24 protein-coding genes and 1 pseudogene are annotated in these 21,010 nt (G+C 69.4%); 12 read left to right on the forward strand and 13 right to left on the reverse strand.

The genetic code is table 11. The features are described 5' to 3' along the window. Window positions 1-306 precede the first annotated feature (306 nt). The 6 genes and pseudogenes from ACQPXG_RS42055 to ACQPXG_RS42080 all read right to left on the reverse strand — a co-directional run bounded on the left by ACQPXG_RS42055 (window position 307) and on the right by ACQPXG_RS42080 (window position 4,638). Window positions 307-1,746: a replication initiator gene (locus tag ACQPXG_RS42055; protein WP_433464718.1), complete on the reverse strand. Its 1,440-nt coding sequence runs from the start codon at window positions 1,744-1,746 to the stop codon at window positions 307-309. Further along, window positions 1,743-1,931 carry a hypothetical protein gene (locus ACQPXG_RS42060; RefSeq protein WP_433464719.1) on the reverse strand — a complete coding sequence of 63 codons (189 nt, stop codon included), beginning with the start codon at window positions 1,929-1,931 and terminating at the stop codon, window positions 1,743-1,745. The genes ACQPXG_RS42055 and ACQPXG_RS42060 overlap by 4 nt, the downstream gene beginning before the upstream one ends. Before the next feature lie 603 nt (window positions 1,932-2,534). Beyond that, a pseudogene (locus ACQPXG_RS42065) lies at window positions 2,535-3,095 on the reverse strand (aldo/keto reductase); the annotation flags it as partial. A 69-nt stretch (window positions 3,096-3,164) separates the two neighbouring features. Next, window positions 3,165-3,737, reverse strand: a complete 573-nt coding sequence (locus ACQPXG_RS42070) for a DUF1877 family protein (RefSeq protein ID WP_433464720.1) — start codon at window positions 3,735-3,737, stop codon at window positions 3,165-3,167. A 103-nt stretch (window positions 3,738-3,840) separates the two neighbouring features. Next, the gene (locus ACQPXG_RS42075; RefSeq protein ID WP_433464721.1) at window positions 3,841-4,230 is read right to left on the reverse strand and encodes a hypothetical protein; all 390 of its coding nucleotides are present in this window, start codon (window positions 4,228-4,230) and stop codon (window positions 3,841-3,843) included. A gap of 96 nt (window positions 4,231-4,326) precedes the next feature. Then, entirely contained in the window at window positions 4,327-4,638 is a 312-nt protein-coding gene (locus ACQPXG_RS42080; RefSeq protein WP_433464722.1) for an EamA family transporter, read from the reverse strand. A gap of 524 nt (window positions 4,639-5,162) precedes the next feature. On the opposite strand from ACQPXG_RS42080, the gene ACQPXG_RS42085 reads away from it, so the two are divergent. The 3 genes from ACQPXG_RS42085 to ACQPXG_RS42095 all read left to right on the forward strand — a co-directional run bounded on the left by ACQPXG_RS42085 (window position 5,163) and on the right by ACQPXG_RS42095 (window position 7,510). Beyond that, on the forward strand, window positions 5,163-5,645 hold the full coding sequence (locus ACQPXG_RS42085) for an Lrp/AsnC family transcriptional regulator (RefSeq protein ID WP_433464723.1): 483 nt from the start codon (window positions 5,163-5,165) through the stop codon (window positions 5,643-5,645). 94 nt (window positions 5,646-5,739) lie between these two features. After that, on the forward strand, window positions 5,740-6,315 hold the full coding sequence (locus ACQPXG_RS42090) for an RNA polymerase sigma factor (protein ID WP_433464724.1): 576 nt from the start codon (window positions 5,740-5,742) through the stop codon (window positions 6,313-6,315). Then, window positions 6,308-7,510 (forward strand): CU044_5270 family protein, encoded by a 1,203-nt coding sequence (locus ACQPXG_RS42095; RefSeq protein ID WP_433464725.1) that lies wholly within the window; start codon window positions 6,308-6,310, stop codon window positions 7,508-7,510. The genes ACQPXG_RS42090 and ACQPXG_RS42095 overlap by 8 nt, the downstream gene beginning before the upstream one ends. Window positions 7,511-7,578: 68 nt before the next feature. Here ACQPXG_RS42095 and ACQPXG_RS42100 read toward each other — a convergent pair whose 3' ends face one another. Together ACQPXG_RS42100 and ACQPXG_RS42105 are read right to left on the reverse strand one after the other, a co-directional pair. Then, a complete protein-coding gene (locus ACQPXG_RS42100; RefSeq protein ID WP_433464726.1) occupies window positions 7,579-7,821 on the reverse strand; it encodes a hypothetical protein in 243 nt (80 codons plus the stop codon). Window positions 7,822-7,931: 110 nt separating this feature from the next. Continuing rightward, window positions 7,932-8,954 carry a DNA polymerase IV gene (locus ACQPXG_RS42105; protein WP_433464727.1) on the reverse strand — a complete coding sequence of 341 codons (1,023 nt, stop codon included), beginning with the start codon at window positions 8,952-8,954 and terminating at the stop codon, window positions 7,932-7,934. Between the two features lie 140 nt (window positions 8,955-9,094). Between ACQPXG_RS42105 and ACQPXG_RS42110 the strand changes: the two genes are divergently transcribed. The 4 genes from ACQPXG_RS42110 to ACQPXG_RS42125 all read left to right on the forward strand — a co-directional run bounded on the left by ACQPXG_RS42110 (window position 9,095) and on the right by ACQPXG_RS42125 (window position 12,912). Next, window positions 9,095-9,451, forward strand: a complete 357-nt coding sequence (locus tag ACQPXG_RS42110) for a VOC family protein (RefSeq protein ID WP_433464728.1) — start codon at window positions 9,095-9,097, stop codon at window positions 9,449-9,451. Further along, window positions 9,448-9,948, forward strand: coding sequence for a pyridoxamine 5'-phosphate oxidase family protein (locus tag ACQPXG_RS42115; protein ID WP_433464729.1), 501 nt, complete (start codon window positions 9,448-9,450; stop codon window positions 9,946-9,948). The genes ACQPXG_RS42110 and ACQPXG_RS42115 overlap by 4 nt, the downstream gene beginning before the upstream one ends. Window positions 9,949-10,014: 66 nt before the next feature. Beyond that, a complete protein-coding gene (locus tag ACQPXG_RS42120) occupies window positions 10,015-12,399 on the forward strand; it encodes an ATP-binding cassette domain-containing protein (protein WP_433464730.1) in 2,385 nt (794 codons plus the stop codon). A 156-nt stretch (window positions 12,400-12,555) separates the two neighbouring features. Then, window positions 12,556-12,912 (forward strand): helix-turn-helix transcriptional regulator, encoded by a 357-nt coding sequence (locus tag ACQPXG_RS42125; RefSeq protein WP_433470149.1) that lies wholly within the window; start codon window positions 12,556-12,558, stop codon window positions 12,910-12,912. A 238-nt stretch (window positions 12,913-13,150) separates the two neighbouring features. Here ACQPXG_RS42125 and ACQPXG_RS42130 read toward each other — a convergent pair whose 3' ends face one another. Beyond that, window positions 13,151-13,777 carry a TetR/AcrR family transcriptional regulator gene (locus tag ACQPXG_RS42130; protein WP_433464731.1) on the reverse strand — a complete coding sequence of 209 codons (627 nt, stop codon included), beginning with the start codon at window positions 13,775-13,777 and terminating at the stop codon, window positions 13,151-13,153. 114 nt (window positions 13,778-13,891) lie between these two features. On the opposite strand from ACQPXG_RS42130, the gene ACQPXG_RS42135 reads away from it, so the two are divergent. Further along, complete coding sequence (locus ACQPXG_RS42135) at window positions 13,892-14,695, forward strand: carboxymuconolactone decarboxylase family protein (protein ID WP_433464732.1); 804 nt, start codon at window positions 13,892-13,894, stop codon at window positions 14,693-14,695. Between the two features lie 69 nt (window positions 14,696-14,764). Here the strand turns inward: ACQPXG_RS42135 and ACQPXG_RS42140 are convergent, their stop codons facing one another. After that, window positions 14,765-15,874 carry an epoxide hydrolase family protein gene (locus ACQPXG_RS42140; protein WP_433464733.1) on the reverse strand — a complete coding sequence of 370 codons (1,110 nt, stop codon included), beginning with the start codon at window positions 15,872-15,874 and terminating at the stop codon, window positions 14,765-14,767. A gap of 190 nt (window positions 15,875-16,064) precedes the next feature. Here ACQPXG_RS42140 and ACQPXG_RS42145 point away from each other — a divergent pair, with 190 nt between their 5' ends. The 3 genes from ACQPXG_RS42145 to ACQPXG_RS42155 all read left to right on the forward strand — a co-directional run bounded on the left by ACQPXG_RS42145 (window position 16,065) and on the right by ACQPXG_RS42155 (window position 18,433). Beyond that, window positions 16,065-16,478: a VOC family protein gene (locus ACQPXG_RS42145; protein ID WP_433464734.1), complete on the forward strand. Its 414-nt coding sequence runs from the start codon at window positions 16,065-16,067 to the stop codon at window positions 16,476-16,478. Between the two features lie 57 nt (window positions 16,479-16,535). Then, a complete protein-coding gene (locus ACQPXG_RS42150) occupies window positions 16,536-16,796 on the forward strand; it encodes a DivIVA domain-containing protein (protein WP_433464735.1) in 261 nt (86 codons plus the stop codon). Between the two features lie 62 nt (window positions 16,797-16,858). Continuing rightward, the gene (locus tag ACQPXG_RS42155; RefSeq protein WP_433464736.1) at window positions 16,859-18,433 is read left to right on the forward strand and encodes a hypothetical protein; all 1,575 of its coding nucleotides are present in this window, start codon (window positions 16,859-16,861) and stop codon (window positions 18,431-18,433) included. An 87-nt stretch (window positions 18,434-18,520) separates the two neighbouring features. Here ACQPXG_RS42155 and ACQPXG_RS42160 read toward each other — a convergent pair whose 3' ends face one another. After that, entirely contained in the window at window positions 18,521-18,703 is a 183-nt protein-coding gene (locus tag ACQPXG_RS42160; RefSeq protein WP_433464737.1) for a DUF397 domain-containing protein, read from the reverse strand. Then, window positions 18,694-19,494 (reverse strand): helix-turn-helix domain-containing protein, encoded by an 801-nt coding sequence (locus tag ACQPXG_RS42165; protein ID WP_433464738.1) that lies wholly within the window; start codon window positions 19,492-19,494, stop codon window positions 18,694-18,696. Before ACQPXG_RS42165 ends, ACQPXG_RS42160 begins: the two co-directional genes overlap by 10 nt. A gap of 173 nt (window positions 19,495-19,667) precedes the next feature. On the opposite strand from ACQPXG_RS42165, the gene ACQPXG_RS42170 reads away from it, so the two are divergent. Next, window positions 19,668-20,057: an ATP-binding protein gene (locus tag ACQPXG_RS42170; RefSeq protein ID WP_433464739.1), complete on the forward strand. Its 390-nt coding sequence runs from the start codon at window positions 19,668-19,670 to the stop codon at window positions 20,055-20,057. Between the two features lie 279 nt (window positions 20,058-20,336). On the opposite strand, the gene ACQPXG_RS42175 is transcribed toward ACQPXG_RS42170, so the two are convergent. Then, complete coding sequence (locus ACQPXG_RS42175) at window positions 20,337-20,870, reverse strand: VOC family protein (RefSeq protein WP_433464740.1); 534 nt, start codon at window positions 20,868-20,870, stop codon at window positions 20,337-20,339. Window positions 20,871-21,010 lie beyond the last annotated feature (140 nt).

Consider the following 21,010-nt stretch of genomic DNA (forward strand, 5'->3'; position numbering starts at 1 on the left):
CTCCGGGGGTCCAGGGGGCGGGAGCCCCCTGGTACCAGGGGGCTCAACCGACCTTCGCAGAGTCCCGCACGGACGGCTCAGAACCGTGCACGTCACCCGATATGGGCGCTTGGCCGGTGCGGGCTCGCTTGCGTGCTCATGATGCCCCGCTGGCGGGTGGGGCGGCGGTGCGCGGCGGCGCGAGACGGGAACGGACGGAACAGGCCGCATGCCCGGCTCGCAGAGCCGAGCGCGGCCGCCCGGCGACCCGCGAAGCGGGGCGCCCTTGACCCTGTAATGAAACTCCTCGACGCCGGGTGGTCCGGGCTAGCTCGCCTTCCGCTCCTCGTCACGCTCGGTGAGCTGATTCCGGACGGTTCTCGCCTGCTGGACCCTGTTGCGGGCCTGCTCTGCCCAGAAGTGCTCTCCATGCATGAGACCGCTTCCGAGGTACTTCCATTGCCCGGTGGTCACCGTGTCCCGATTGGGGTCCGGCTCGGGGAGTCCCTCGGCATGGCGGGCTGCTTGGGCGGCGTGGTCGGCGCGGGTCTGGCGTAGCTCGGTGAGCGTGACCGAGTAGCGACGGGACTTGGAAGAGAAGTGTCCCCCGTACCCCAGCATGTGAGCCCAGTTGCGTAGCCGTAGGTCGTGGTACTCGCGCAGGTCGGCCAGAGTGAAGCACGTCCAGATCATGCGGCGGGCGTGCTCGGACACCTTCAACGCGTTGATCTGTGTCGAGTACCGGATCGGGCGGTCTACGGTGCCGGAGTCCTCTGCGCCCTTGGTGGCGTACTTGGCGATGTAGCGGGCCACGTGCTTGTCGGCAATGCCGTCCAGCTCGGCCGCCACCTGGATGGGCTGGGTATTGAGCTGGCGCCCCCACCGCAGGACGAGCGGCGGGCTCCCCTCGTCCCCTCCCGGGGCCGACACCTCAACCTGTGCGGCGGCAGTGCGGAGCGTTCGCTCCAACAGCTCGGTCGTCGCCCATGCGGGCGGGGGCTGATCGGGGCCGTCCGGCCCGTCCAGGCGCACCACGGCGTGGAAGTGGATCAACCCGCGTCGCTGGTACTCGATGACACGGGCGTACGACAGGCGGGCCTGCTCGCGTAGGGCCTTGTGGGTGATGCCTAGCTCGGCCGTGATCAGCCTCGGCACGGTGAGGGTGAGGCGTCGCCACAGCTCCGGGGCGCGGGCGTTCCACAAGACGGCGGCCGGGTAGTCGTAGCAATCGCGGCAGATCGGCTGCCCGGTCTGCGGGTCGTCGGGCTTGTGCCGTGCCCGGCATCCTTCAGGGCGGCCGTGCGGGCATGTGGGGTTGTCTCGTCGGGGTCGGCATGGCTGGGGCTTCCCGGCCTTCTCCCGGTGGGCGTGAACAGCGCCGAACGAGGGGGCTGTGAGGGTAAGGAAGACGCACGGGTGCCCGCTGACCTCCTCGGGGACGCCCTTCCCTCCGGTGAGTCCGGAGATGATCAGGTGGTAAGTGTCGTCTCGGTAGACCTCGGCGCACGCGGTGCAACGGGACGCACGACGGTTCCCGCACGCCGTGATCAGGAACCCGGTCGGCTCATCGTCAGTCGAGTACGCCTCGATCAACTCGCCGGTCTCACCGTCCAGCGTGATCCGCTCACCACGTAGCCGTACCGGCTGCTCGCATCCTCCGGTGGACTTGATCATCTCGTGCCAGCGGGGAAAGTCCGGCATCGCCGCACGCTGTACGGCGGCCGCAAGTTCGGGCGGTAGTTCCGGCATCTGCGGGGCGCTGCTCATGCCGCGTCCCGCAGGGTCTCGTCGTCTTGGCCGTCCTCGGCCTGGTCTTGCCCGGCGGGGAAGCCTTCGGGGGACAGCGCAACCCCGAAGATCGTCCCGACCTGACGCCACTTGGCGTCTGTCCAGCGCGGGGAGCGCTCGGCCTGGCGCTTGCCCCATGCGATGGCTTCCGGGATGGGTTCCAACCCTGATCGCTCCTTCTCTCGGCGGAAAGAGCGCGTGGTGTGCTTCGGGACCCGAGCACCTGACGCCGGGCATGCTGACGCCTGCCTGAGTGGTCAGATGCTTCTCGGCGAGTGGCGTATCTGAGAGAAGTTGGTAAGGGCTGTCAGTGTGAGGCTTGATCAGCGGAACGCCTTCCGCCTGGCGCCTATCTCCGGTGCCGGAGCCCACCCGGCTGGCTGCTGCCTGTGCGTAGGTGCGATGTCGTACGGCTGTCCGTTGGTATGAGGCCCCTCACGGGAACCCCGGTGCCGGAGCCGACCCGGCATGCCACTTGCCTGTCACGAAGACGCTCGCGCGACTCCGTGATCAAGATTGCCACGGCTCAGCGACAACCAAACCCCTACAAGTCCCTGCCTGTAGGGCCTTTCGCACTGTGTGGGGTTGTCCGTTGGTGACCGCTGGCGTCCGGTGGCGTCCGGTGATGCCTGCTGACGCATGGCTGCACCCGAGCAAAAAGTGAGGCACATCACATAGCTTGCGCCGAAAGTGCTGCGCGGACGGCGATCACTCTTCGTGGTCGCAGTGGAGTCCTGCCCTAACGCGCATGAAGTGAAGTACTATTTGTAGTGGTTCTGCATGGTGACGAACTTCGTCCAGCCGTGTGTCTCGGCGACGTGCTGGGCCTTGGCGAACTGCCACGCGTACATGCTGGACGCACCGATGTATCTGGCCTTGCCCGCCTTCACGACGTTGTGCAGAGCCTCCATGGTCTCTTCGATGGGTGTCCCGTAGTCCCACCTGTGGATCTGGTAGAGGTCCACATAGTCGGTGCCGAGCCGCCGAAGCGAGGCGTCGATGCCCGCCATCACGTGCTTGCGCGACAGGCCCTTGTCGTTAGGGCCGTCCCCCATGGGGAGACACACCTTGGTCGCCAGTACGTAGTCGTCCCGCCTTTGGAAGAGCTTCGCCAGGAGGCTTCCGGTGATCTGCTCGCTGACGCCCCGGGAGTACATGTCGGCGGTGTCGAAGAACGTCACGCCGCCTTCCACGGCCCGCCGGACGATCGGCTCCGCCGCGTCCTCGTCCAAGGCCCACGGCCGCATGCCGGGGTCGCCGTAGCTCATCATCCCGAGGCAGATCTGCGAGACCCGCATTCCCGTCGTGCCGAGCCGTACCTGTTCCATGACCTCTCCTCTCAACGCCCTCCACGGTGCACCCCGCCCCCGGCGGCCACCAAGAGGAGGACGACCGGCCTAGCCGATCTCTTTGATGACGGCGTTGCCGCCCGCCGCGGCGCGGGCGTAGAAGTCTCGGACGGTGTCGAAGACGTTCGCGAGGACGCCGTGTTCCACCATGTCCCCTGCCTCGCCGCTCGCCAGCCGTCCCCAGCCCTCGAACGAGTAGGGCCGGATCTCCTTCAGATACGCGTGACTCTCACGGATCAGAGTGTCGCGGTCCAGGGCGCGTAGGAAACCGTCCACCGCGCGAACCTGGTGGGGACGCAGGAGGCGCGGGACGTGGAAGAGGGAGCCTTCCCCGGTTTCGTTCATGACGAGGCCGCCCATCACCACATCGCAGGCGGGCGGATCTCCGGAAACAGCCTCCTCGTCCTCGTCCGGGTGGCCCGTGAGGAGGACGTGCAGGGCGTCCCAGGCCCGGTGCGTGTCCACCTCCTCCAGTTTGCGCAGGGAGCCGGACGGGTCATATCCGGGGCCGAGGGGCAGGTCGTCCCAGACGTCCCACAGCCGCCTGAGGCCGGCGCGCAACCCATGCGGATGGTCGAGCACCGCCGCGACCTCGCCGCCGTCGTACCTGCTCAAGCTCATCCAGTACCCCATGCCCCTCCGGCTTCCGGCGTCGTCAAGGTCGGCTTCAGAGGCGAAGGGCCCGGTGAACCCGGGCCCTCGACTGTTCCTCGGAGGGTGGGCCTCAGAGGTAGGTCTCCGCATCGCTCGTGACGGTGAAGAGGTTCCTGTCGTAACCGCCCGAGACGGTGACGAGTCCTCGGACGATGCCGCGGACCCCGATGCCTTGGGGCACCCTGACCGTGATCTTCAGGCTCCCGTCGCTGATGGACGGCGGGCCGGAGAAGAGAGGCCGGCGAGAAGCGCGGTGGACCATCAGGACCGCCGACCCGTCCGACGCCGACCGCTTGAGGGAGGCCTTCTCGGCGGCTTTCTCGAAGCCGTCGCCGATGGGCTCCAGGTCGGCCTCGACGGTGTCGCGGTCGCCCTCAACGAGGATGTCCACGTCGGCCGGGAGGCCGAGGATCATGATCAGGACGGAGGAGGCGTCCGGCACAGGGCCGAGTTTTCTCATGGCAACACTCCAGATTTGAGTTGGGCTGATATCGGCATCGTCGGACGACGCCGCCTTTCTGACCGTCCACGGGACGCCTGATCCGCAACCGCCCTCTCAGCGTTCTCCGCGGTGGACCGCGACGCCGGCGATCACCAGCCCGACCCCTGCGAGCTCCGCCGCCGTCGGTACCTGCCGCAGCACCACCAGGCCGGTCACGGTCGCGGTCGCCGGCAGCAGGGCCACCATCAGCGCGTACGTCGCCCGGCTGAGCCGCGCCATGGCCAACTGGTCGCACACATAGGGGATGACGGACGACGTGATGCCCACGCCGATGCCCGCGGCGAGCACGGCTGGATCGTTCAGTACGGGGACGGCCTGGACGCCACCGATGGGAAGGACGAACACCGTCGCGGCGACCATCGCCATGGCCAGCCCGTCGATTCCCCCTGTGGGCGACCACCACGTACAGCGCGAACAGTGCCGCGTTGGCGAACGCGAGGACGAACCCCAGCGGCTCACCTTCAAGCCGTACGTCCGTCAGTACATAGACGCCTGCGACGGCCGCCACCAGTGCCACGAGGTTGCGTCCGGTTCGCGCTCCCAGGGCGGCCAGGCCGACGACGGGCAGGAACTCGATCGCCGCCACCGTCGCCAAGGGCAACCTCGCGATCGCCATATAGAGGGACGAGTTCATGGCGGCGAGCACGGCGCCCCAGACCACGATCGTCCGCCATCCGTCGCGGTCGAACGTCCGCCATGGCCGGCGCCAGAGCGCGAACACGAGGACGGCGCTCCATATCCGGATTCCTGCCACTCCCAGGGGGCCGACACGGGAGAACAGGAGCACTGCGAAGGAGGGGCCGAGGTAGTGGAAGACGGCGCTGCCGACGAAGTACGTCCAAGGCGGAAACGACATGGCCGTATCGTCGGCCGCTTCGTAGGTTGGAGGAATGGCGAACCGAAGGGGCCGACCTGGCCGCGCCTACGAACCCAAGCCGCTCGACGCGATCGACCTCAGGATCCTCACCGAGCTGCAGCGGGACGGCCGCGCGTCGCTCGCCGAGCTGGGCCGCCGTGTCGCGCTCTCCGCGCCGGCCGTGGCCGAGCGCGTCCAGCGGCTGGAGGACACCGGCGTCATCACCGGCTACCACGCCACCGTCGACCCGGTCGCGCTGGGCTTCCCGATCACGATCCTCGTCCGGGTCAGCCCGAGCCCCCGCGAGCTGAGCCGCATCCCCAAGATCGCCGACGAGATCCCGCAGATCACCGAGTGCCACCGCATCACGGGCGACGACTGCTTCTTCTTCCTCGCCCATCTGCGCGCGGTCGAGGAGCTGGAACCGATCCTGGACCGCTTCACCCCCTACGCCCGCACGACGACCTCGATCCTCCAGTCGGCCCCCGTCCCCCGCCGTCCTCTCCCGCTGGACTGACCCCGGACCTCAGCGCAACCGGGGAGCGGGCTTCGGGATAGAGGGAGTGTCCGCATCCTCTACTCACGGAGATCGGCTCCATGAAAAGACGCCCATGGGCGCGGTGAGCCATGCCGGCGACGAACTGGACGATTCAAGGATCGTCGCCGCGTCGCTGGACGACCCCGAAGCCTTCGGTGAGCTGTTCCGCCGCCACGCGCCGCGGCTGCACGCCTACGTCAAACGGCGGCTCGGGCCGCCCCTCGCCGACGACCTCGTGTCGGAGGCGTTCGCGACCGCGTTCCGGCAGCGGGCGAGGTTCGACGGACGCCGGGAGTTCGGCGCCTGGCTGTGGGGCATCGCCGCGAAACTGATCGCCAGGCACCACCGGCAGGAGACGCGCATGTACCGGGCGTTCGCCCGGACCGGAGTGGACCCGGCCGAGGACGGCGTCGCCGACCTTGCCGGCGACCGCGCGGCGGCCGCCGCGCTCGGGCCGGCGCTGGCGAAGGCGCTCGCCTCGCTGAGCGCGCAGGAACGCGACGCCGTCCTGCTCCTCGCCTGGGCCGAAATGTCCTACGCCGAGATCGCGGCGACGCTCGATCTGCCGCTCGGCACCGTGAAGGCCAAGATCCACCGGGCCCGGAACAAGCTCCGCAAGGCCCTCCCTCAGGAGATGACCAATGGATGAACTCGACGCGCTGCGGCAGATGAGGACCGCGCTGGCCGAGCAGGAGAACCCGGACCGGCTCGCCCTGCGCACCAACTGGCGGACCGGGGTCCCGGCCCGCCCCCGGCGCGGTTTCAAGGTTCCGCTGCTGGCGGCGGCGACGGCCGCGGCCGTCGCCGCCGGGACGGTCGGCGTCATCGCGCTGCGGCCGGGCGACGACTCGTCCCCCGCGCCGGGCGGAGAGAAGACCATCACGCCCGGCAACGCGCTGCTGGTCGCCGCGACCAACGCGCAGAAGGCGCCGACCGGACGCTACTGGCACACCAAGACCGTGATGGGCGACATCTACGCGGTCGGCAAGAGTGCCGCGAACCACTACAAGGTCGACTCCAGGCAGGGGAACGAGACGTGGATCGGCCCGGACGGCAAGGGCCGCAGCTCCCACGTCGAACTGGCCGACGTCCCGGTCACCGCCCAGGACAAGCGGAAGTGGGAGGCGGCGGGTTCCCCCAAGATGGTCCCGGTTCCCGACCCTGAGGGCGCCGTGGGCACGGTGTTCCTGGACATGTCGACCTATGGGGAGGGAGGCCGGAACTGGATGCCGTCCGACGACCGGTACTACGGCATGACACCGGCACAGATCGCCGAGCTTCCCACGCGGCCGGAGGAGCTGGAGAAGGTCCTGCTGGGTCTCAAGGGCCATTGGCACGCCGTCTCCCGGGACGGTGAGAAGGCGGAACCGATCCGTGCCCTGCGGGGGCAGGAGCGCATCAGGGCCCTGACCGACGTGGCCGGGACGCTGCTGTCCACCGCACCCGCGCCGCCCGCGGTGCGCGCGGCCGTGTACCGGATGCTCGCGGCCCAGCCCGGCATCAGGGCCGAAGGCCCGACGACCGACCCGCTCGGCCGCACCGGAACGGTGATCTCGCTGCCGCTGAAGACCACCACGCCCCTCGGCCTGTTCACCGCGCCCAAGCAGCTCGGTACCTACCGGCGTCAGTTCGTCGTCGACCCCGCCACCGGAACCCTGCTGGCCATCCGGGATCTCGTGGCGACCCCGCCGCACGGCAGCCGGCCGCTCCCCACGGGGGACGACGGCAAGCCCCGCCGGCTGGAGGCGAAGAACATGCCCGACCGATTCCACAAGCCCGGCGAGCTGGCCTCGTACCAGGCGTTCCAGATCACCGAATGGACCAACGCCCAGCCCCCGCGCTGAGCCGCCGGTCAGCACGCGAAGGGGCCCGATCCGAATGGGATCGGGCCCCTTCGTGATCGCGGCGGGTCCTACCCGAAGGCGGAGCACTCCACGGTGGCCCGGCGCTCGGTCATGCCCTGCTGGACCGCCGAGGTCACGCACGCGCGCTGCTTCTCGTTGAGCTGGACCTGGCCGCACTTGGTGACGCTGGAGTAGGTGCGGCAGTCCTGGCGCGTGTTCTGGTCGTGGGACGGCTCGGCGGCCGCCGCGGCGCCCGCTCCCCCGAGCCCGACGACTGCGGCGATCAGTGCCCCGGTCATGACCCTCTTCATGTGCTCTCTCCCCCGTCGCTACATCTGGCAACGACGGCGTACCTCCCCGGCCCCCAACACCCCAAAACCCGACAAATAGGTAAAAAGCAGCTATAGAGGCAGGTCAAGCTTCACCGCGCGAACTCGGCGCGGACCCCGAGGAGGCGCACCGGGCGGCGGCCGGTGAACCCGTCGAGGGCGGCGAGCGCGGCCTCCTCGATCCGGTCGGGCCCGACCGTCGGCGTGCCGAGCGTCCGGCCGTGGGTCTGGGTGATGAACGGCGCGTACCGGACCTTGACGATGACGCGGGCGACGTCCCTGCCGTCGTCGGCGACGTCGCCGGCGACCCATCGCGCCAGCCGGGAGACCTCGCGGCGGACGTCCTCCCAGTCGTCCAGATCATGCTGGTACGTGGTCTCGCGCCCGCACGAGCGGGGGACGTACGGCGCGTCGCTCACCGGCGAGTTGTCCCGGCCCTGCGCGAGCAGCACCAGCCACGGGCCGATCGTCGGCCCCATCTCCTCGGCGAGGGCGCCCGGATCGGCCGCCGCGAGTTCGCCGACCGTGGCGATGCCCAGCCCTTTCAGCCGCTTGGCCGTCTTGGCCCCGATGCCCCAGAGCGCGTCCGCCGGCCGGTCGCCGAGCACCTCGAACCACGTCTCTCCCGTGATCCGGAAGACCCCGGCCGGTTTGCCGAAGCCGGTCGCCAGCTTCGCCTGGAGCTTGTTCCGCCCGATGCCCACCGAGCATTCGAGTCCCGTCGCCGCGCGCACCCGGTCACGGATCTCCTCGGCCACGGCCTCGGGGTCGTCGCCGTCGACGGCCAGGAACGCCTCGTCCCAGCCGAGCACCTCGACCACGAGGCCGAGACCCTTCAGTGTCTGCATGACCTGGTGCGAGACGGCCTCGTAGCGGTCCCTGTCCACGGGCAGGAACACCGCGTCCGGGCATCGCCGCACCGCCGTGCGAAGCGGCAGCCCGGAGTGCACGCCGTAGGCGCGGGCCTCGTAGGAGGCGGTGCTGACCACGCCGCGCTTGGCCGGATCGCCGTCACCGCCGACGACGACCGGCCGCCCGCGCAGTTCCGGGCGGCGCAGCACCTCGACGGCGGCGATGAACTGGTCCAGATCGACGTGCAGGACCCACCGAGCCACACCCCATTGTCCCCCGGCCGCCCCGGGCCAACCCCGATGACCGAACCGGTCAGGAATCGAGAAGCGGAGGTCACCGGGCCGCGATTAGCGTGATCGGAAGAAACGGCGGTCCGATGCGACCCACGACCTCAGGAGTGATCATGACCGGTTCTGCCACCCAGGGAATCAAGACCGTGCTGCACCCCGTGTCCGACCTGGCGGCTGCCAAGCCGGTGTACGCCGCCCTGCTCGGCGTCCCGCCGCAGACGGACGAGTCCTACTATGTCGGCTTCGAGGCCGAAGGCCAGCACATCGGGCTGGTGCCGAACGGGGGGCCGCAGGGCATGGCCTCGCCGGTCGCCTACTGGCACGTGCCGGACATCGAGGCGAAGCTGGCCGAGATGACCGCCGCCGGCGCCAAGGTCGAGGAGCCCGCGCACGACGTCGGCGGCGGCCGCCTGGTGGCCACCGTCACCGACCCCGACGGCAACGTCCTCGGTCTACTCCAGGACCGATGAGCGCCACACCCCGCTCCCGTGCCGAGCGCCGGCGCGACACCGAGCATCGGCTCGCCCACGACGTCGACGTGTGGGTGGCCAGTGCCTCGGCGGACGGTGCGCCGTACCTGGTGCCGCTGTCCTTCGTGTGGGACGGCGAGGCGCTGCTGCTGGCCACGCCGGCGGACAGCCCGACCGGCAGGAACCTCGCCGCCACCCGGACCGGTCTCCTGTGGGGGGACGACCCCCCACACCCCCCGGAAAAGCGGACGGTTCGCCTGGCACTCGGCCCCACCCGCGACGTCTCCGTGATCGAGGGCGAAGTCGAGGTGCTCGAGATCGGCGCGCTGCCGCGGGAGCGGGGCGACCGGTTCGCCGAGCGCACCGGCTTCGACCCGCGCACCCTGGCCACGCCGTACCGCTGGTTCCGGATCACCCCGCGGCGCGTCCAGGCGTGGCGCGAGGAGAACGAGCTGACCGGCCGGGACCTGATGCGCGACGGCCGCTGGCTAGTCTGACGTCGGCCGGGCGCGCCGCGGAGACCGCGCAGGCGGCACCCCTCAACGGATGGAGACACGAAGAGCATGGCCACGAGCACGGACGCGCAGCCGCCTGCGCCGCACGCAGCCGACACCCACGATCTGATCCGCGTGCACGGGGCACGGGTGAACAACCTCAAGGACGTCAGCGTCGAGATCCCCAAGCGGCGGCTGACGGCGTTCACCGGCGTCTCCGGCTCCGGTAAGAGCTCTCTGGTGTTCGCCACGATCGCGGCGGAGTCGCAGCGGCTGATCAACGAGACCTACAGCGCCTTCGTGCAGGGGTTCATGCCGACGCTGGCGCGGCCCGAGGTCGACTTCCTCGACGGGCTGACGACCGCGATCATCGTCGACCAGGAGCGGATGGGCGCCAACCCCCGCTCCACCGTCGGCACCGCGACCGACGCCAACGCGATGCTGCGCATCCTCTTCAGCCGGCTCGGGCGGCCGCACATCGGCTCGCCCAACGCGTACTCGTTCAACGTCCCGTCGGTGAAGGCCAGCGGTGCGATCACCGTCGAGCGGGGCGGCAAGACCAAGGCCGAGAAGGCGACCTTCAACCGGCTGGGCGGCATGTGCCCGCGCTGCGAGGGCATGGGCTCGGTCACCGACTTCGACCTGTCCGCGCTGTACGACGACGCCAGGTCGCTCAACGAGGGCGCCCTGACGATCCCCGGCTACAGCATGGACGGCTGGTACGGCCGCATCTACCGCGGCTGCGGCTTCTTCGACCCCGACAAGCCGATCAGCAAGTACACCAAGAAGGAACTGCACGACCTTCTCTACAAGGAGCCGACCAAGATCAAGGTCGAGGGCATCAACCTGACCTACGAGGGGCTGATCCCGAAGATCCAGAAGTCGTTCCTGGCCAAGGACGTCGACGCGCTGCAGCCGCACATCCGGGCGTTCGTCGAGCGCGCGGTGACGTTCACGACCTGTCCCGAGTGCGACGGCACCCGGCTCGGCCCGGAGGCCCGGTCGTCGAAGATCAAGGGGAAGAGCATCGCCGACGTCTGCGAGATGCAGATCAGCGACCTGGCCGAGTGGGTCCGGGGCCTGGACGAGCCGTCGGTGGCCCCGCTGCTCACCGGGCTGCAGCACCTGCTCGACTCGTTCGCGGAGATCGGGCTGGGCTACCTCTCGCTCGACCGTCCCGCGGGCACCCTGTCCGGCGGCGAGGCGCAGCGCACCAAGATGATCCGCCACCTCGGGTCGTCGCTGACCGACGTCACCTACGTCTTCGACGAGCCGACGATCGGCCTGCACCCGCATGACATCGAGCGGATGAACGACCTGCTGTTGCGGCTGCGGGACAAGGGCAACACCGTGCTGGTCGTGGAGCACAAGCCCGAGGCGATCGCCATCGCCGACCACGTCGTCGACCTCGGCCCCGGCGCCGGCTCGGGGGGCGGCACCGTCTGCTTCGAGGGCACCGTGGAAGGGCTGCGCGGAAGTGACACCACCACCGGCCGCCATCTCGACGACAAGGCGGCCCTCAAGGATTCGGTGCGTTCGTCCTCGGGGGCACTGGAGATCCGGGGCGCGTCGACGCACAACCTCCAGGACGTGGACGTCGACATCCCGCTCGGGGTGCTCTGCGTGGTCACCGGCGTGGCCGGTTCCGGCAAGAGCTCGCTGATCCACGGTTCGGTCGCCGGCCGCGACGGCGTGGTGGTGGTCGACCAGGGCGCGATCCGCGGTTCGCGGCGCAGCAACCCGGCGACCTACACCGGCCTCCTCGACCCGATCCGCAAGGCGTTCGCGAAGGCCAACGGCGTGAAGCCGGCGTTGTTCAGCGCCAACTCCGAGGGCGCCTGCCCCGCCTGCAACGGCGCCGGAGTCATCTTCACCGAGCTGGGCGTCATGGCCACCGTCGAGTCCACCTGCGAGGAGTGCGAGGGGAAGCGGTTCCAGGCGTCGGTGCTGGAGTACACGCTGGGGGGCCGGAACATCGCCGAGGTGCTCGCGATGTCGGTCGCCGAGGCCGAGGAGTTCTTCCAGGCCGGCGAGGCGCGCACGCCGGCCGCCCACAAGATCCTCGACCGGCTCGCCGATGTCGGGCTCGCCTACCTGCACCTCGGCCAGCCGCTCACCACGCTGTCCGGAGGCGAGCGGCAGCGGCTCAAGCTCGCCACCCGCATGGCGGAGAAGGGCGGCGTCTACATCCTCGACGAGCCGACCACCGGGCTCCACCTCGCGGACGTCGAGCAGCTGCTCGGCCTGCTCGACCGGCTCGTCGACTCCGGCAAGTCGGTCATCGTCATCGAGCACCACCAGGCGGTCATGGCGCACGCCGACTGGATCATCGACCTCGGCCCCGGCGCCGGCCACGACGGCGGCCGGGTCGTCTTCGAGGGAACCCCCGCCGATCTCGTCGCCGCCCGCTCCACCCTCACCGGCGAGCACCTCGCGGCCTACGTCGGCGCCTGACCGGCTCGGCTCGTCCACTCCGCGGGCCCGGAGTGGACGAGCCGGGAGTCGACTCGGGACAATACAGACGTGCAAGCCGACCACCGAGCGCCCGGGGGGCCCGTGCCCCCGGAGCGCCTCCGCCTCCTCGCGCTGCTGCGCCGCGTCCGCGACCGGATGGACCGGGAGTACACGCAGCCCCTGGACGTCGAGGCGCTCGCCCGCGGCGTGCACATGTCGGCGGGGCACCTCAGCCGCGAGTTCCGCCGCGCCTACGGCGAATCGCCGTATTCGTACCTGATGACGCGACGCATCGAACGCGCGATGGCGCTGCTGCGCCGGGGCGACCTCAGCGTCACCGAGGTCTGCTTCGCGGTCGGCTGCTCGTCCCTCGGAACCTTCAGCACCCGCTTCACCGAACTGGTCGGGATGCCGCCGAGCGCCTACCGGACCAAGGCGGCGGACGCGACGGCGGGAATCCCGTCGTGCCTGGCCAAACAGGCGACCAGGCCGCTCAGGAACCGGCAAGCGTGAGCCGTAAGGAATTGCGGCGAGGCATATTTCTGGCCCCGCACGTCGTGCGGGGCCAGAACCGTTCTATTACCGCGCGACCGCGCTTCTGCGCCTAGTTGTGCCAGTGGCGTGCGCTGCGGCTGGCCTCGTCAAGAGTGAGACCGTCCGCACCTACCGACAATCCGCAATTTCCCAGGCGCAATGCGACAGTGATGTCCTTCACCCCGCCGTCGGACGGAACACCGATGAGCCCTAGACCTCAGTCGGCCGACGGGCCAGGGGCGCCATTCCGCGCCGGTCGCGGCGCCAGGCCGGTGATCACGTTGTCGACCATCGCGGGGACGTCCGCGGCGGTGAGGGCGTCCGTGCCGAGCAGGAGCCGGTAGTAGACCGCGCCGTAAAGCGACTCGACCATGGAGCGGGTGGGGACGCCGGCCCGCAACTGCCCGGCGGTGACGGCGGTGTCCAAGCGCTGCCGGCAGGCGCGGATGCGCGGTTCGATGAAGCGGTCGCGCACGGCGGCGGCGACGTCCGGGTCGCTCTGCCCTTCGGCGATCACGCCGCGCAGCAGGACGCCGACGTCGCTGGAGAACAGCGTGACGACCTCGGTGATCTGCTGGACGAGGTCGGCGGTGATGTCGCCGGTGTCGGGGAAGTCCAGGGCGTGGCCTATCCGGTCGATGACGGCGTCCAGCGCCAGTGCCCCCTTGGAGGGCCACCAGCGGTAGATGGTGGGCTTGCCGACCTTGGCCGCGGCCGCGATGCCCTCGATGGTCACCTTGGCGTAGCCCTTGCGGGCGACGAGGTCGAAGGTCGCGTCCAGGATGGCGCGGTGCGAGCGCCGGTTGCGGCGGGCCGGATCGGGGACACGGGTGGCGGCGGACATGCCCGGAGCCTACCGCACGACGTGACGTTACGTTTCGTTTTGACAGGCCTCGGCAGGTCGCCATACTCTTGCCTAACGTTACGAAACGTTCCGTTTACCACTAAGGGGCCCTTTTTGTCCTCCGCCTCCACCACCGACAGCCGCTACGAGCGCGGCCTGGCGCTGCTCACCCAGATCGGCGACACCGCCGTCATCGACGGCTTGGACGACATCGCACCTGACCTGGGGCGCCTGACCGTCGAGTTCGGCTACGGCGACATCTACAACCGGCCCGGCCTCACCCTGCGGCAGCGGCAGCTCGCCAACGTGGCCGCACTCACCGCGCTCGGCACCGCCGCCCCGCAGCTTCGCTTCCACATCGGCGGCGCGCTCAAGGCCGGCGCCGCCCGCCGCGAGATCGTCGAGACGATCATGCATATAGCGGTCTACGCCGGTATCCCCGCCGCCCTCAACGGCCTGACCGTCGCCCGGCAGGCGTTCGCCGCCCATCCCGAAGCCGGCGACGACGACACCGGCGAGGACCACCCGAACGAGACGAGCCGGGACCGCTACGCCCGCGGCCTGGAAGCACTGCGGCACATCGACGGCCACGCCGGGGAGCAGGTCGTCGCCTCCCTGCAGGACATCGCTCCCGACCTGGGCCGCTACATCATCGAGTTCTGTTTCGGCGACATCTACTCGCGCACCGGCCTGGACCTGAAGACCAGAGAACTGGCCACCGTGGCCGCCTGCACCGCGCTCGGCACCGTCGCGCCCCAGTTGCGCGTCCACATCCACGGCATGCTGAACACCGGCGGCACGCGCCAGGAAGTCATCGAGACCATCACCCAGATGGCCGTCTACGCCGGCTTCCCCGCCGCCCTCAACGGCATCACCGCCGCCCGCGAGGTCTTCACCGAACGCGACGCCACCGGTTGATCAAACACTCAGGAAGCCCAAGGGCCGTGGCATGCACGCCACGGCCCTGTCGATTTGCCCCACACCCGCCTAGTGGGCGGCGGCCTGGTCGTCGTGCTTGAGGAGGGTGAGGAAGAAATCCCGGACGTCCTCGGCGAGCAGCTCCGGCACCTCCATCGCGGCGAAGTGGCCGCCGCGGTCGAACTCCGACCAGTGCCTGATGTCGTACAGCCGCTCGGCCAGGGGGCGCACCGACTGCGTGATGTCGTGCGCGAACACCGCAACGCCGACCGGAACCGGGCACTGCACGGTCCGCCCCCGCGCGGCATCGTGGTGCAGCCGCGCCGAGGAAGCCGCGGTGGCGGTCAGCCAGTACAGCGAGATGTCGGTGAGCATCCGATCGTCGCTGATCTGTGAGCGGGGGTCCGTCCACTGCGCGAAGCGCTCGGCGATCCAGACCAGCTGGCCGACCGGCGAGTCGGTCAGCGCGTAGCCGATGGTCTGGGGGGTGAGGGCCTGCAACGCCTGGTAGGGCGGACGATTCGCCATCAGCTGCCTGACCTTGTCCAGCCGGGCCTCATCGGTCGCAGACAGTTGGATGCCGGCGTCGGGGTCGGGCCGGGTCGGCAGGTAGTTGACGTGCGCCCCGACGACCCGCTCGGGCGCCACCGCGCCGAGCGCCAGTGATATGCCCGCGCCGAAGTCGCCGCCCTGCGCGCCGTAGCGCTCGTACCCGAGACGGCTCATCAGCTCGGCCCAGGCTCGCGCGATCCGGGCGGCGTCCCAGCCGCGCTCGTGGGTCGGCCCGGAGAAGCCGTAACCCGGGATGGACGGAATCACCAGGTGGAAGTCGCGCGAAAGCGGCTCGATCACGTCGAGGAACTCCAGGAACGAACCCGGCCAGCCGTGGGTGAGGATCAGCGCGAACGCGTCCGGATTCGAAGACCGGACATGGACGAAGTGAATGTTCTGGCCCTCGATCTCGGTCGTGAAGTGCGGAAGCTCGTTGAGCTCGGCCTCGTGCCCGCGCCAGTCGTAGCCGGTGCGCCAGTGTTCGGCCAGCTCCTTGAGGCGCGCCAGCGGGAAGCCGTAGTCCCACCCGGCGTCGGCGACCTCGTTGGGCCACCGGGTGCGGGCGAGCCGGTCGATCAGGTCGTCGAGGTCGGCCTGGGGGACATCGATGCGGAACGGCTTGATCATGGCCTTGCCTCCATGGGATCGGTTCGACCGCCGAACATTGGAACGGCCAACGTTGGCATCACCAACGATAACACATTCATTGGCCGTGCCAACGATTTGTCGGGCTTGTCACACGGAGAACCCATCCGAGGAGCCACCCGCCACGTGGGAGCGGACCGTCGCCCATACGCATCCGAGCTACGGTCGACGGGTGAAGACGCTCCACCCGGCATATCGGGTCACGGACCTGTCGGTCTCCCTCGGCTTCTACACCGCGCTCGGGTACGAGCTCGTCGGGAGCGTGGACGTCGGCGGCGGCACGACTCTGGCCATGCTCAAGTTTCCGACGGAAGAGGTGGTCACGCTGGAGCTGGTCTACCGTCCGGCCGACGGCCCGGTGGACCTCGGCACCGGGTTCAGCCACCTCCCCGTCCAGGTCGATGACCTCGCCGCCACCGTCGAGGCGCTGTCGCAGGCGGGGCTGCGTCCCGGCCCGGTGGAACGCCCCGGCGGGCCGGACGGCCCCCAGGTCTCATGGCTCACAGACCCCGACGGCTACAGGATCGAGCTGGTGCAGTGGCCCCCCGGACATCCCGACGGAATCACCGCCGAGGATTTCGCCTGAGGGAGCCTGAAAGCCGCGGGCCCGCCTGTATCCCCGTCCCGCTGCTACGTTCCCTTCATGACGTGGCAAGAGCTCGGGTCCGAGCGAGTGGCGCAGTTGAAGGCGTTCCAGTCCGGTTCTCCACCGCCTTTCCGCCTGAAAATGAAGGGCTACCACCGAATGCAGGTCGACGCGTATCTCCACAAGGTCGCCGAACTGGTGGACGCCGAGAGTCCAGCGGAGATCGAACGTCCCGCCTTCGACGTGGTGATGCGCGGCTACGACCGCCGCCAAGTGGACGCCTTCATCGCCCCGCTCTTCCAGGCGCCGAAGGCCTGAGCCGTTCGCCGTTCTGAAACAACTGCGAGGATGGTCCGACTGGCCAATCCCGGAGGGCGCCCGTGCCGGATTCGCTGATCGTCGATCGTGTCCTCGGCGACCGTCCCTTCGCCGAGATCGGTTTTCCGTCGGTTGCGGCCGTCAGCGAGTTGCGGGGGGTCGTCGTCGCCGGCGGCAGGGTCGGCCCGCCCGGGTGGCAGCCCGGCACCCTCACCAGCGGGCGGAGCACTCGCCACATCGGGGTCTACGACCTGGACGGCCTGCGCTGCCGCTCCCTGATTCCGTCGCGGTGGCCGGTCAACACGATCGCGTTCCATCCGGTGCTGCCGCTGGCGGCCATCGGCACCGGAAGCTACGACGGCGGCTTCTTCTACGAAGGCGAACTGCTCCTGCTCGACCTGCTCTCGGGTGAGACCGTCTCCGCGTTCGCCCCGGCCCGGGAGGTGCGGTCCGCGCGGTGGCTGAACGAACGCCGCCTCGACCTGGTCCTGGCCGCGACCGACGATGAGAGCGGCAAGGGCGACACCTGGGGTTTCGCCGCGTCCATCGCCCGTGACGACTGGACGGCCCTGCCCGCCAAGGCGATCGGCCCGGCCGAGCTGGCCGGAGAACGCGTGCCGTCGGTGCCCCCGGGCGCTTCGGAGGCGGCACTGCGCACCCTGGAATCGCTCAGCGCGGCGTGCCGGAACATGACTTTCACGCCGCGCCGCCAGGTCCGGGCGGTGGAGCCTCTACGCGACGGCCGGGTCCTGGCCGCGCTGGACGGCGTGCGGCTGGAGTCGTGGCTGCCGTCCGGTCTGCGGGAATGGGTGGCGCCGGTGCCGGGTGGTGGTGGCAGGCGGATCGTCGTCACGCCGGACCAGCAGGCGGCATGGGTGGAGATCCAGTGGGCGCCCGGCTGGGATGGACCCCGCGTGCGGTACCGGCCGAACGGCGTAGAACTCCTGTCGCTCCAGAACGGCGAGGTCCTGCGTCCCGCCGGCTCGAAGACCCCTGTCGCGGTGACCGGGAGGCAGGACGGCTGGGTGATGCTGCTGGACACCCGGCACGCCCCCACCGAGGCCGGCACCACCCTGGTGTCCCCTGATCAGCAGGAGTCGGCGCCCCTCGACCTGGGCCAGTACGAGTTCGCCAACACCACCTTCGTCGTCCGCCGGAGCCCGGAGTTGCTGTTCCTCCAGCCCACACCGCAAGGCGTGTGGATCGCGGCCCTGGACCCTTCCGGCATGGTCCGGCCGCTGTTCCCCCTGGACTGGGACGCCGGACGCGGTATCCGGATCTCCGGTGGCCCCGGCGTCCGGTTGCCGGACGCGCTGGTCCATGCCGGCACCGTCGTCCCCTCCGGTCACCGCCGGATCGAGGCGTTCGTGGTGCGGCGGCGGGCGGACGGCGAGCCCGAATGGGTCTTCGAATGCGAAGCCGTCGTCACGGCGATGGACGCCGCCGAGGACACCGTCCTCGTGGCGCTGGACTCGGGCGAGGTCGTCGCCTTGGGCGCCGCGGACGGCAGGCCCCGCTGGAGGCAGTCACTGACCTTCCACGGTATGCCGACCTCCGGGACATCGCTCGCGATACCAGAAGACGGCCGCGTCCTCATCGGCACCGCGGACGGACGCATCTTGGACGCCCAGTACTGAACCGTGTCTCAAACAGCCTCAGCCACGGCGTGACTGCGTTTCACCGGCGTCGTCCTCGGAACCTTTATGACTCGTCCACGACCGGGACTACCGCTTGAGGTCGGACAGCAGCGACGCGAACGCCTTCCGGGTCACCAAAAGCTTTGGACCGTCTGGATTCTTGCTGTCCCGCACGGCAACCATCCCCCGGCCGGAAGCCAACTCAACGCACGCACCCCCGTTGTTGGTGCTGCGGCTACTCTTACGCCACAGAGCATTGCTCAGGTCCATTTCTCCTCAACCACCTTACGAATCAGCTCAATGGACTCTCTTACCGAATAAGCGCTGGCACGAAGAGAAACCAGCGCCTCGGATAGCTTCGCAATGTCCGCTGCACCGGCCATGGTCATGCCGCGCAGAGCAGTCTCCACATAAGCTACCTCACTGCGGTCGGCCATTGTCGCGAGGATGAATGAGCCAGACAGACCGTCGTGTATCTCTGCGGGCACTACCTGGACCGTGAGCCGCCTTCTCTGCAGCAGGATCAGTTGCTCAAGCTGTTCCCTCATGATCTCAGGGCCGCCCACGTCACGCGTGAGGACACTCTCATCCAGCAGGACGGAAAGCGCCGGTGGAGACGGGTTCTCCCGCGTCAGAATGCTTTGGCGCGCCATGCGGGCCGAGACGGCGGCTTCGTCGTCGAGCAGGGCCATCGCGTATTTGGGGGTCTGCAGCAGACCGTGCACCACGGAGAGCTCGAACGCTTGGACCATCGCGGCCTCGCGCTCTATGGGGGGCCAGTCGAACCACGTTGGGTAAGCAGCGTCCTGGACAAGGTCCTTCCAGAGCCGCATGAGGCAACCCTCAGCGCCAACGATCTCGTCGAGTTGCTGGGCGAATTCAATCGTGCAGCGGGTCTTGCCGGTCTCGATCTGGCCGATGTATGAGCCGCTGACAGGGAAGCGCTCCCCTAGACGATCTTGGCTGAGCCCCGTGCGCTCACGGTAGAAGCGCACCTGATTGCCGTAGGCGATCAGGGTCGGGCTGACGGCCTGGAAAGTCCGCTGGGGCTTGCGGGCCACGGTCCTCACAGTCCTTTCACAACCGATCTGCGCTCCCCCGCAAGCAGCCGCAAGTCACTCTCAACCACTACAGGCGTGATTACGCAGATGACATCGCCTTGTCACACAGAGTGTCGCCGATGCAGTTCGGTGGTGTCAGCCGAAATCCGACACGATGCCAAAGGTGGTGCCTGATGCATCCGACAGCCGTTGCGCCTGGGGTGCCGACGCTCGTCCTCGAACCGGCCGATCGGGCGCCGGCGTTGGCTCGGCGGTTCGTCGCCGAGTGGTTCCGGGAGTGGGGTATCGCGGACGACTCGGATGTGCGGGTCGTCGTCTCCGAGCTCGTCACGAACTCGCTGATGCACGGCGAAGGGCCGATCGTCGTCCGGGTGGTGCGGGACGAGCGTGACGGCCGTCCCGTCATCGAGGTGTGGGACGGCGGGAAGGGGCGGCCCGAAATCCAGCCGGAGGACCACGCGGCGACGTGCGGGCGAGGGCTGTTCATGGTGTCGCAGCTCGCCGTCGCGTGGGGGACGCGGCCACTGCTGGAGGGCGGGAAGATCACGTGGGCGAAATGCTGACCCGCGGATCAAGCGCGTCCTGCACCGGCAGCCTCGGCTGAGGCGGGCGACCGCCGTCCAGTATCTGGACTCGCTCGCGGTGGCGCTCCGGCCGCCGGTGCGGCGTGGCTACCCCCGCGCGACGACGCGAACTCGGCCGCCGCCGGAGGGATCGTGGAGCCTCAGGCCGCGTGCGGAACGAAGGTCACCTCAAGAGTCGCGTCCAAGCGCCAGGCGCCGCTCACGCACTGCCTTGCCCAGTCGGCCTGACCGACGGTCAGGCCATCGGCGTCTGTGGCATCAGGCATGCTCCTCATTGTCGCGGCCGACGCCCGGCGGGGTGATCCCGACGGCTTCGAGGTTCCGCGCCTCCCGACTGGCCGGATCAAAGGGCTTCGCCGCGGTGAAGACGATCCGTGCGTTCTCGGGGGTGATCACCTCCCCATCGCGGGTGTTCCAGGGAGTGTCCCGGGGACCGTCGACCGAGTCCGGACGCAACGCGCGACAGTCCTCGACGAGGGAATCGACCTGGCTGAGCACGCACGCGAAACTGAAGCTCACCGCCGGTGCCTGCTCCGGAACGCTCTCCGCCGATACGAGGAGTACGTCCTGGAATGCCCAGCGGCGCAGATGCACGAGCCTGCCGGGTATGCCGAACAGCTCGAAGAATCCGAGCCCGCGGATCCAGAAGTCCACCGACTCCGCCAGATCGCTCGTGGGGACCGTCGCGAACGCGGGCATTCCGTAGATGCCGCGGAACGGCTCCGGCGGAACCGCATCCGGGCCGGGAGCGGGCACGGGACTCATCTCGAACGCGTTGAAGTTCTCGCTCATACACCACACCTTCGACCCTCACGTAACGTGAGGGTCAAGCCGCATCCCAACAGCGCTCCTGCTGGGGCGGCGCCAAGATGGTCCGGCTCTCTCGAACTCTCGCCGCCCGAGACGCGTAGCCTGAGGTGGTGAGGTTCCCC

The sequence above is a fragment of the Spirillospora sp. CA-128828 genome, assembly GCF_050945415.1.
Classification (GTDB): domain Bacteria; phylum Actinomycetota; class Actinomycetes; order Streptosporangiales; family Streptosporangiaceae; genus Spirillospora.

Excerpts from the sequence above, each read along its gene's own strand:
- ACQPXG_RS42085 (WP_433464723.1), top strand. The coding sequence starts at position 5,163 with ATGGCGAACCGAAGGGGCCGACCTGGCCGCGCCTACGAACCCAAGCCG.
- ACQPXG_RS42150 (WP_433464735.1), top strand. The coding sequence starts at position 16,536 with ATGACGTGGCAAGAGCTCGGGTCCGAGCGAGTGGCGCAGTTGAAGGCG.
- ACQPXG_RS42115 (WP_433464729.1), top strand. The coding sequence starts at position 9,448 with ATGAGCGCCACACCCCGCTCCCGTGCCGAGCGCCGGCGCGACACCGAG.
- ACQPXG_RS42095 (WP_433464725.1), top strand. The coding sequence starts at position 6,308 with ATGGATGAACTCGACGCGCTGCGGCAGATGAGGACCGCGCTGGCCGAG.
- ACQPXG_RS42070 (WP_433464720.1), bottom strand. The coding sequence starts at position 3,737 with ATGAGCTTGAGCAGGTACGACGGCGGCGAGGTCGCGGCGGTGCTCGAC.
- ACQPXG_RS42170 (WP_433464739.1), top strand. The coding sequence starts at position 19,668 with ATGCATCCGACAGCCGTTGCGCCTGGGGTGCCGACGCTCGTCCTCGAA.
- ACQPXG_RS42120 (WP_433464730.1), top strand. The coding sequence starts at position 10,015 with ATGGCCACGAGCACGGACGCGCAGCCGCCTGCGCCGCACGCAGCCGAC.
- ACQPXG_RS42075 (WP_433464721.1), bottom strand. The coding sequence starts at position 4,230 with ATGAGAAAACTCGGCCCTGTGCCGGACGCCTCCTCCGTCCTGATCATG.
- ACQPXG_RS42160 (WP_433464737.1), bottom strand. The coding sequence starts at position 18,703 with ATGGACCTGAGCAATGCTCTGTGGCGTAAGAGTAGCCGCAGCACCAAC.
- ACQPXG_RS42125 (WP_433470149.1), top strand. The coding sequence starts at position 12,556 with ATGGACCGGGAGTACACGCAGCCCCTGGACGTCGAGGCGCTCGCCCGC.
- ACQPXG_RS42055 (WP_433464718.1), bottom strand. The coding sequence starts at position 1,746 with ATGAGCAGCGCCCCGCAGATGCCGGAACTACCGCCCGAACTTGCGGCC.
- ACQPXG_RS42175 (WP_433464740.1), bottom strand. The coding sequence starts at position 20,870 with ATGAGCGAGAACTTCAACGCGTTCGAGATGAGTCCCGTGCCCGCTCCC.
- ACQPXG_RS42080 (WP_433464722.1), bottom strand. The coding sequence starts at position 4,638 with ATGGCGATGGTCGCCGCGACGGTGTTCGTCCTTCCCATCGGTGGCGTC.
- ACQPXG_RS42110 (WP_433464728.1), top strand. The coding sequence starts at position 9,095 with ATGACCGGTTCTGCCACCCAGGGAATCAAGACCGTGCTGCACCCCGTG.
- ACQPXG_RS42130 (WP_433464731.1), bottom strand. The coding sequence starts at position 13,777 with ATGTCCGCCGCCACCCGTGTCCCCGATCCGGCCCGCCGCAACCGGCGC.
- ACQPXG_RS42100 (WP_433464726.1), bottom strand. The coding sequence starts at position 7,821 with ATGAAGAGGGTCATGACCGGGGCACTGATCGCCGCAGTCGTCGGGCTC.
- ACQPXG_RS42140 (WP_433464733.1), bottom strand. The coding sequence starts at position 15,874 with ATGATCAAGCCGTTCCGCATCGATGTCCCCCAGGCCGACCTCGACGAC.
- ACQPXG_RS42090 (WP_433464724.1), top strand. The coding sequence starts at position 5,740 with ATGGGCGCGGTGAGCCATGCCGGCGACGAACTGGACGATTCAAGGATC.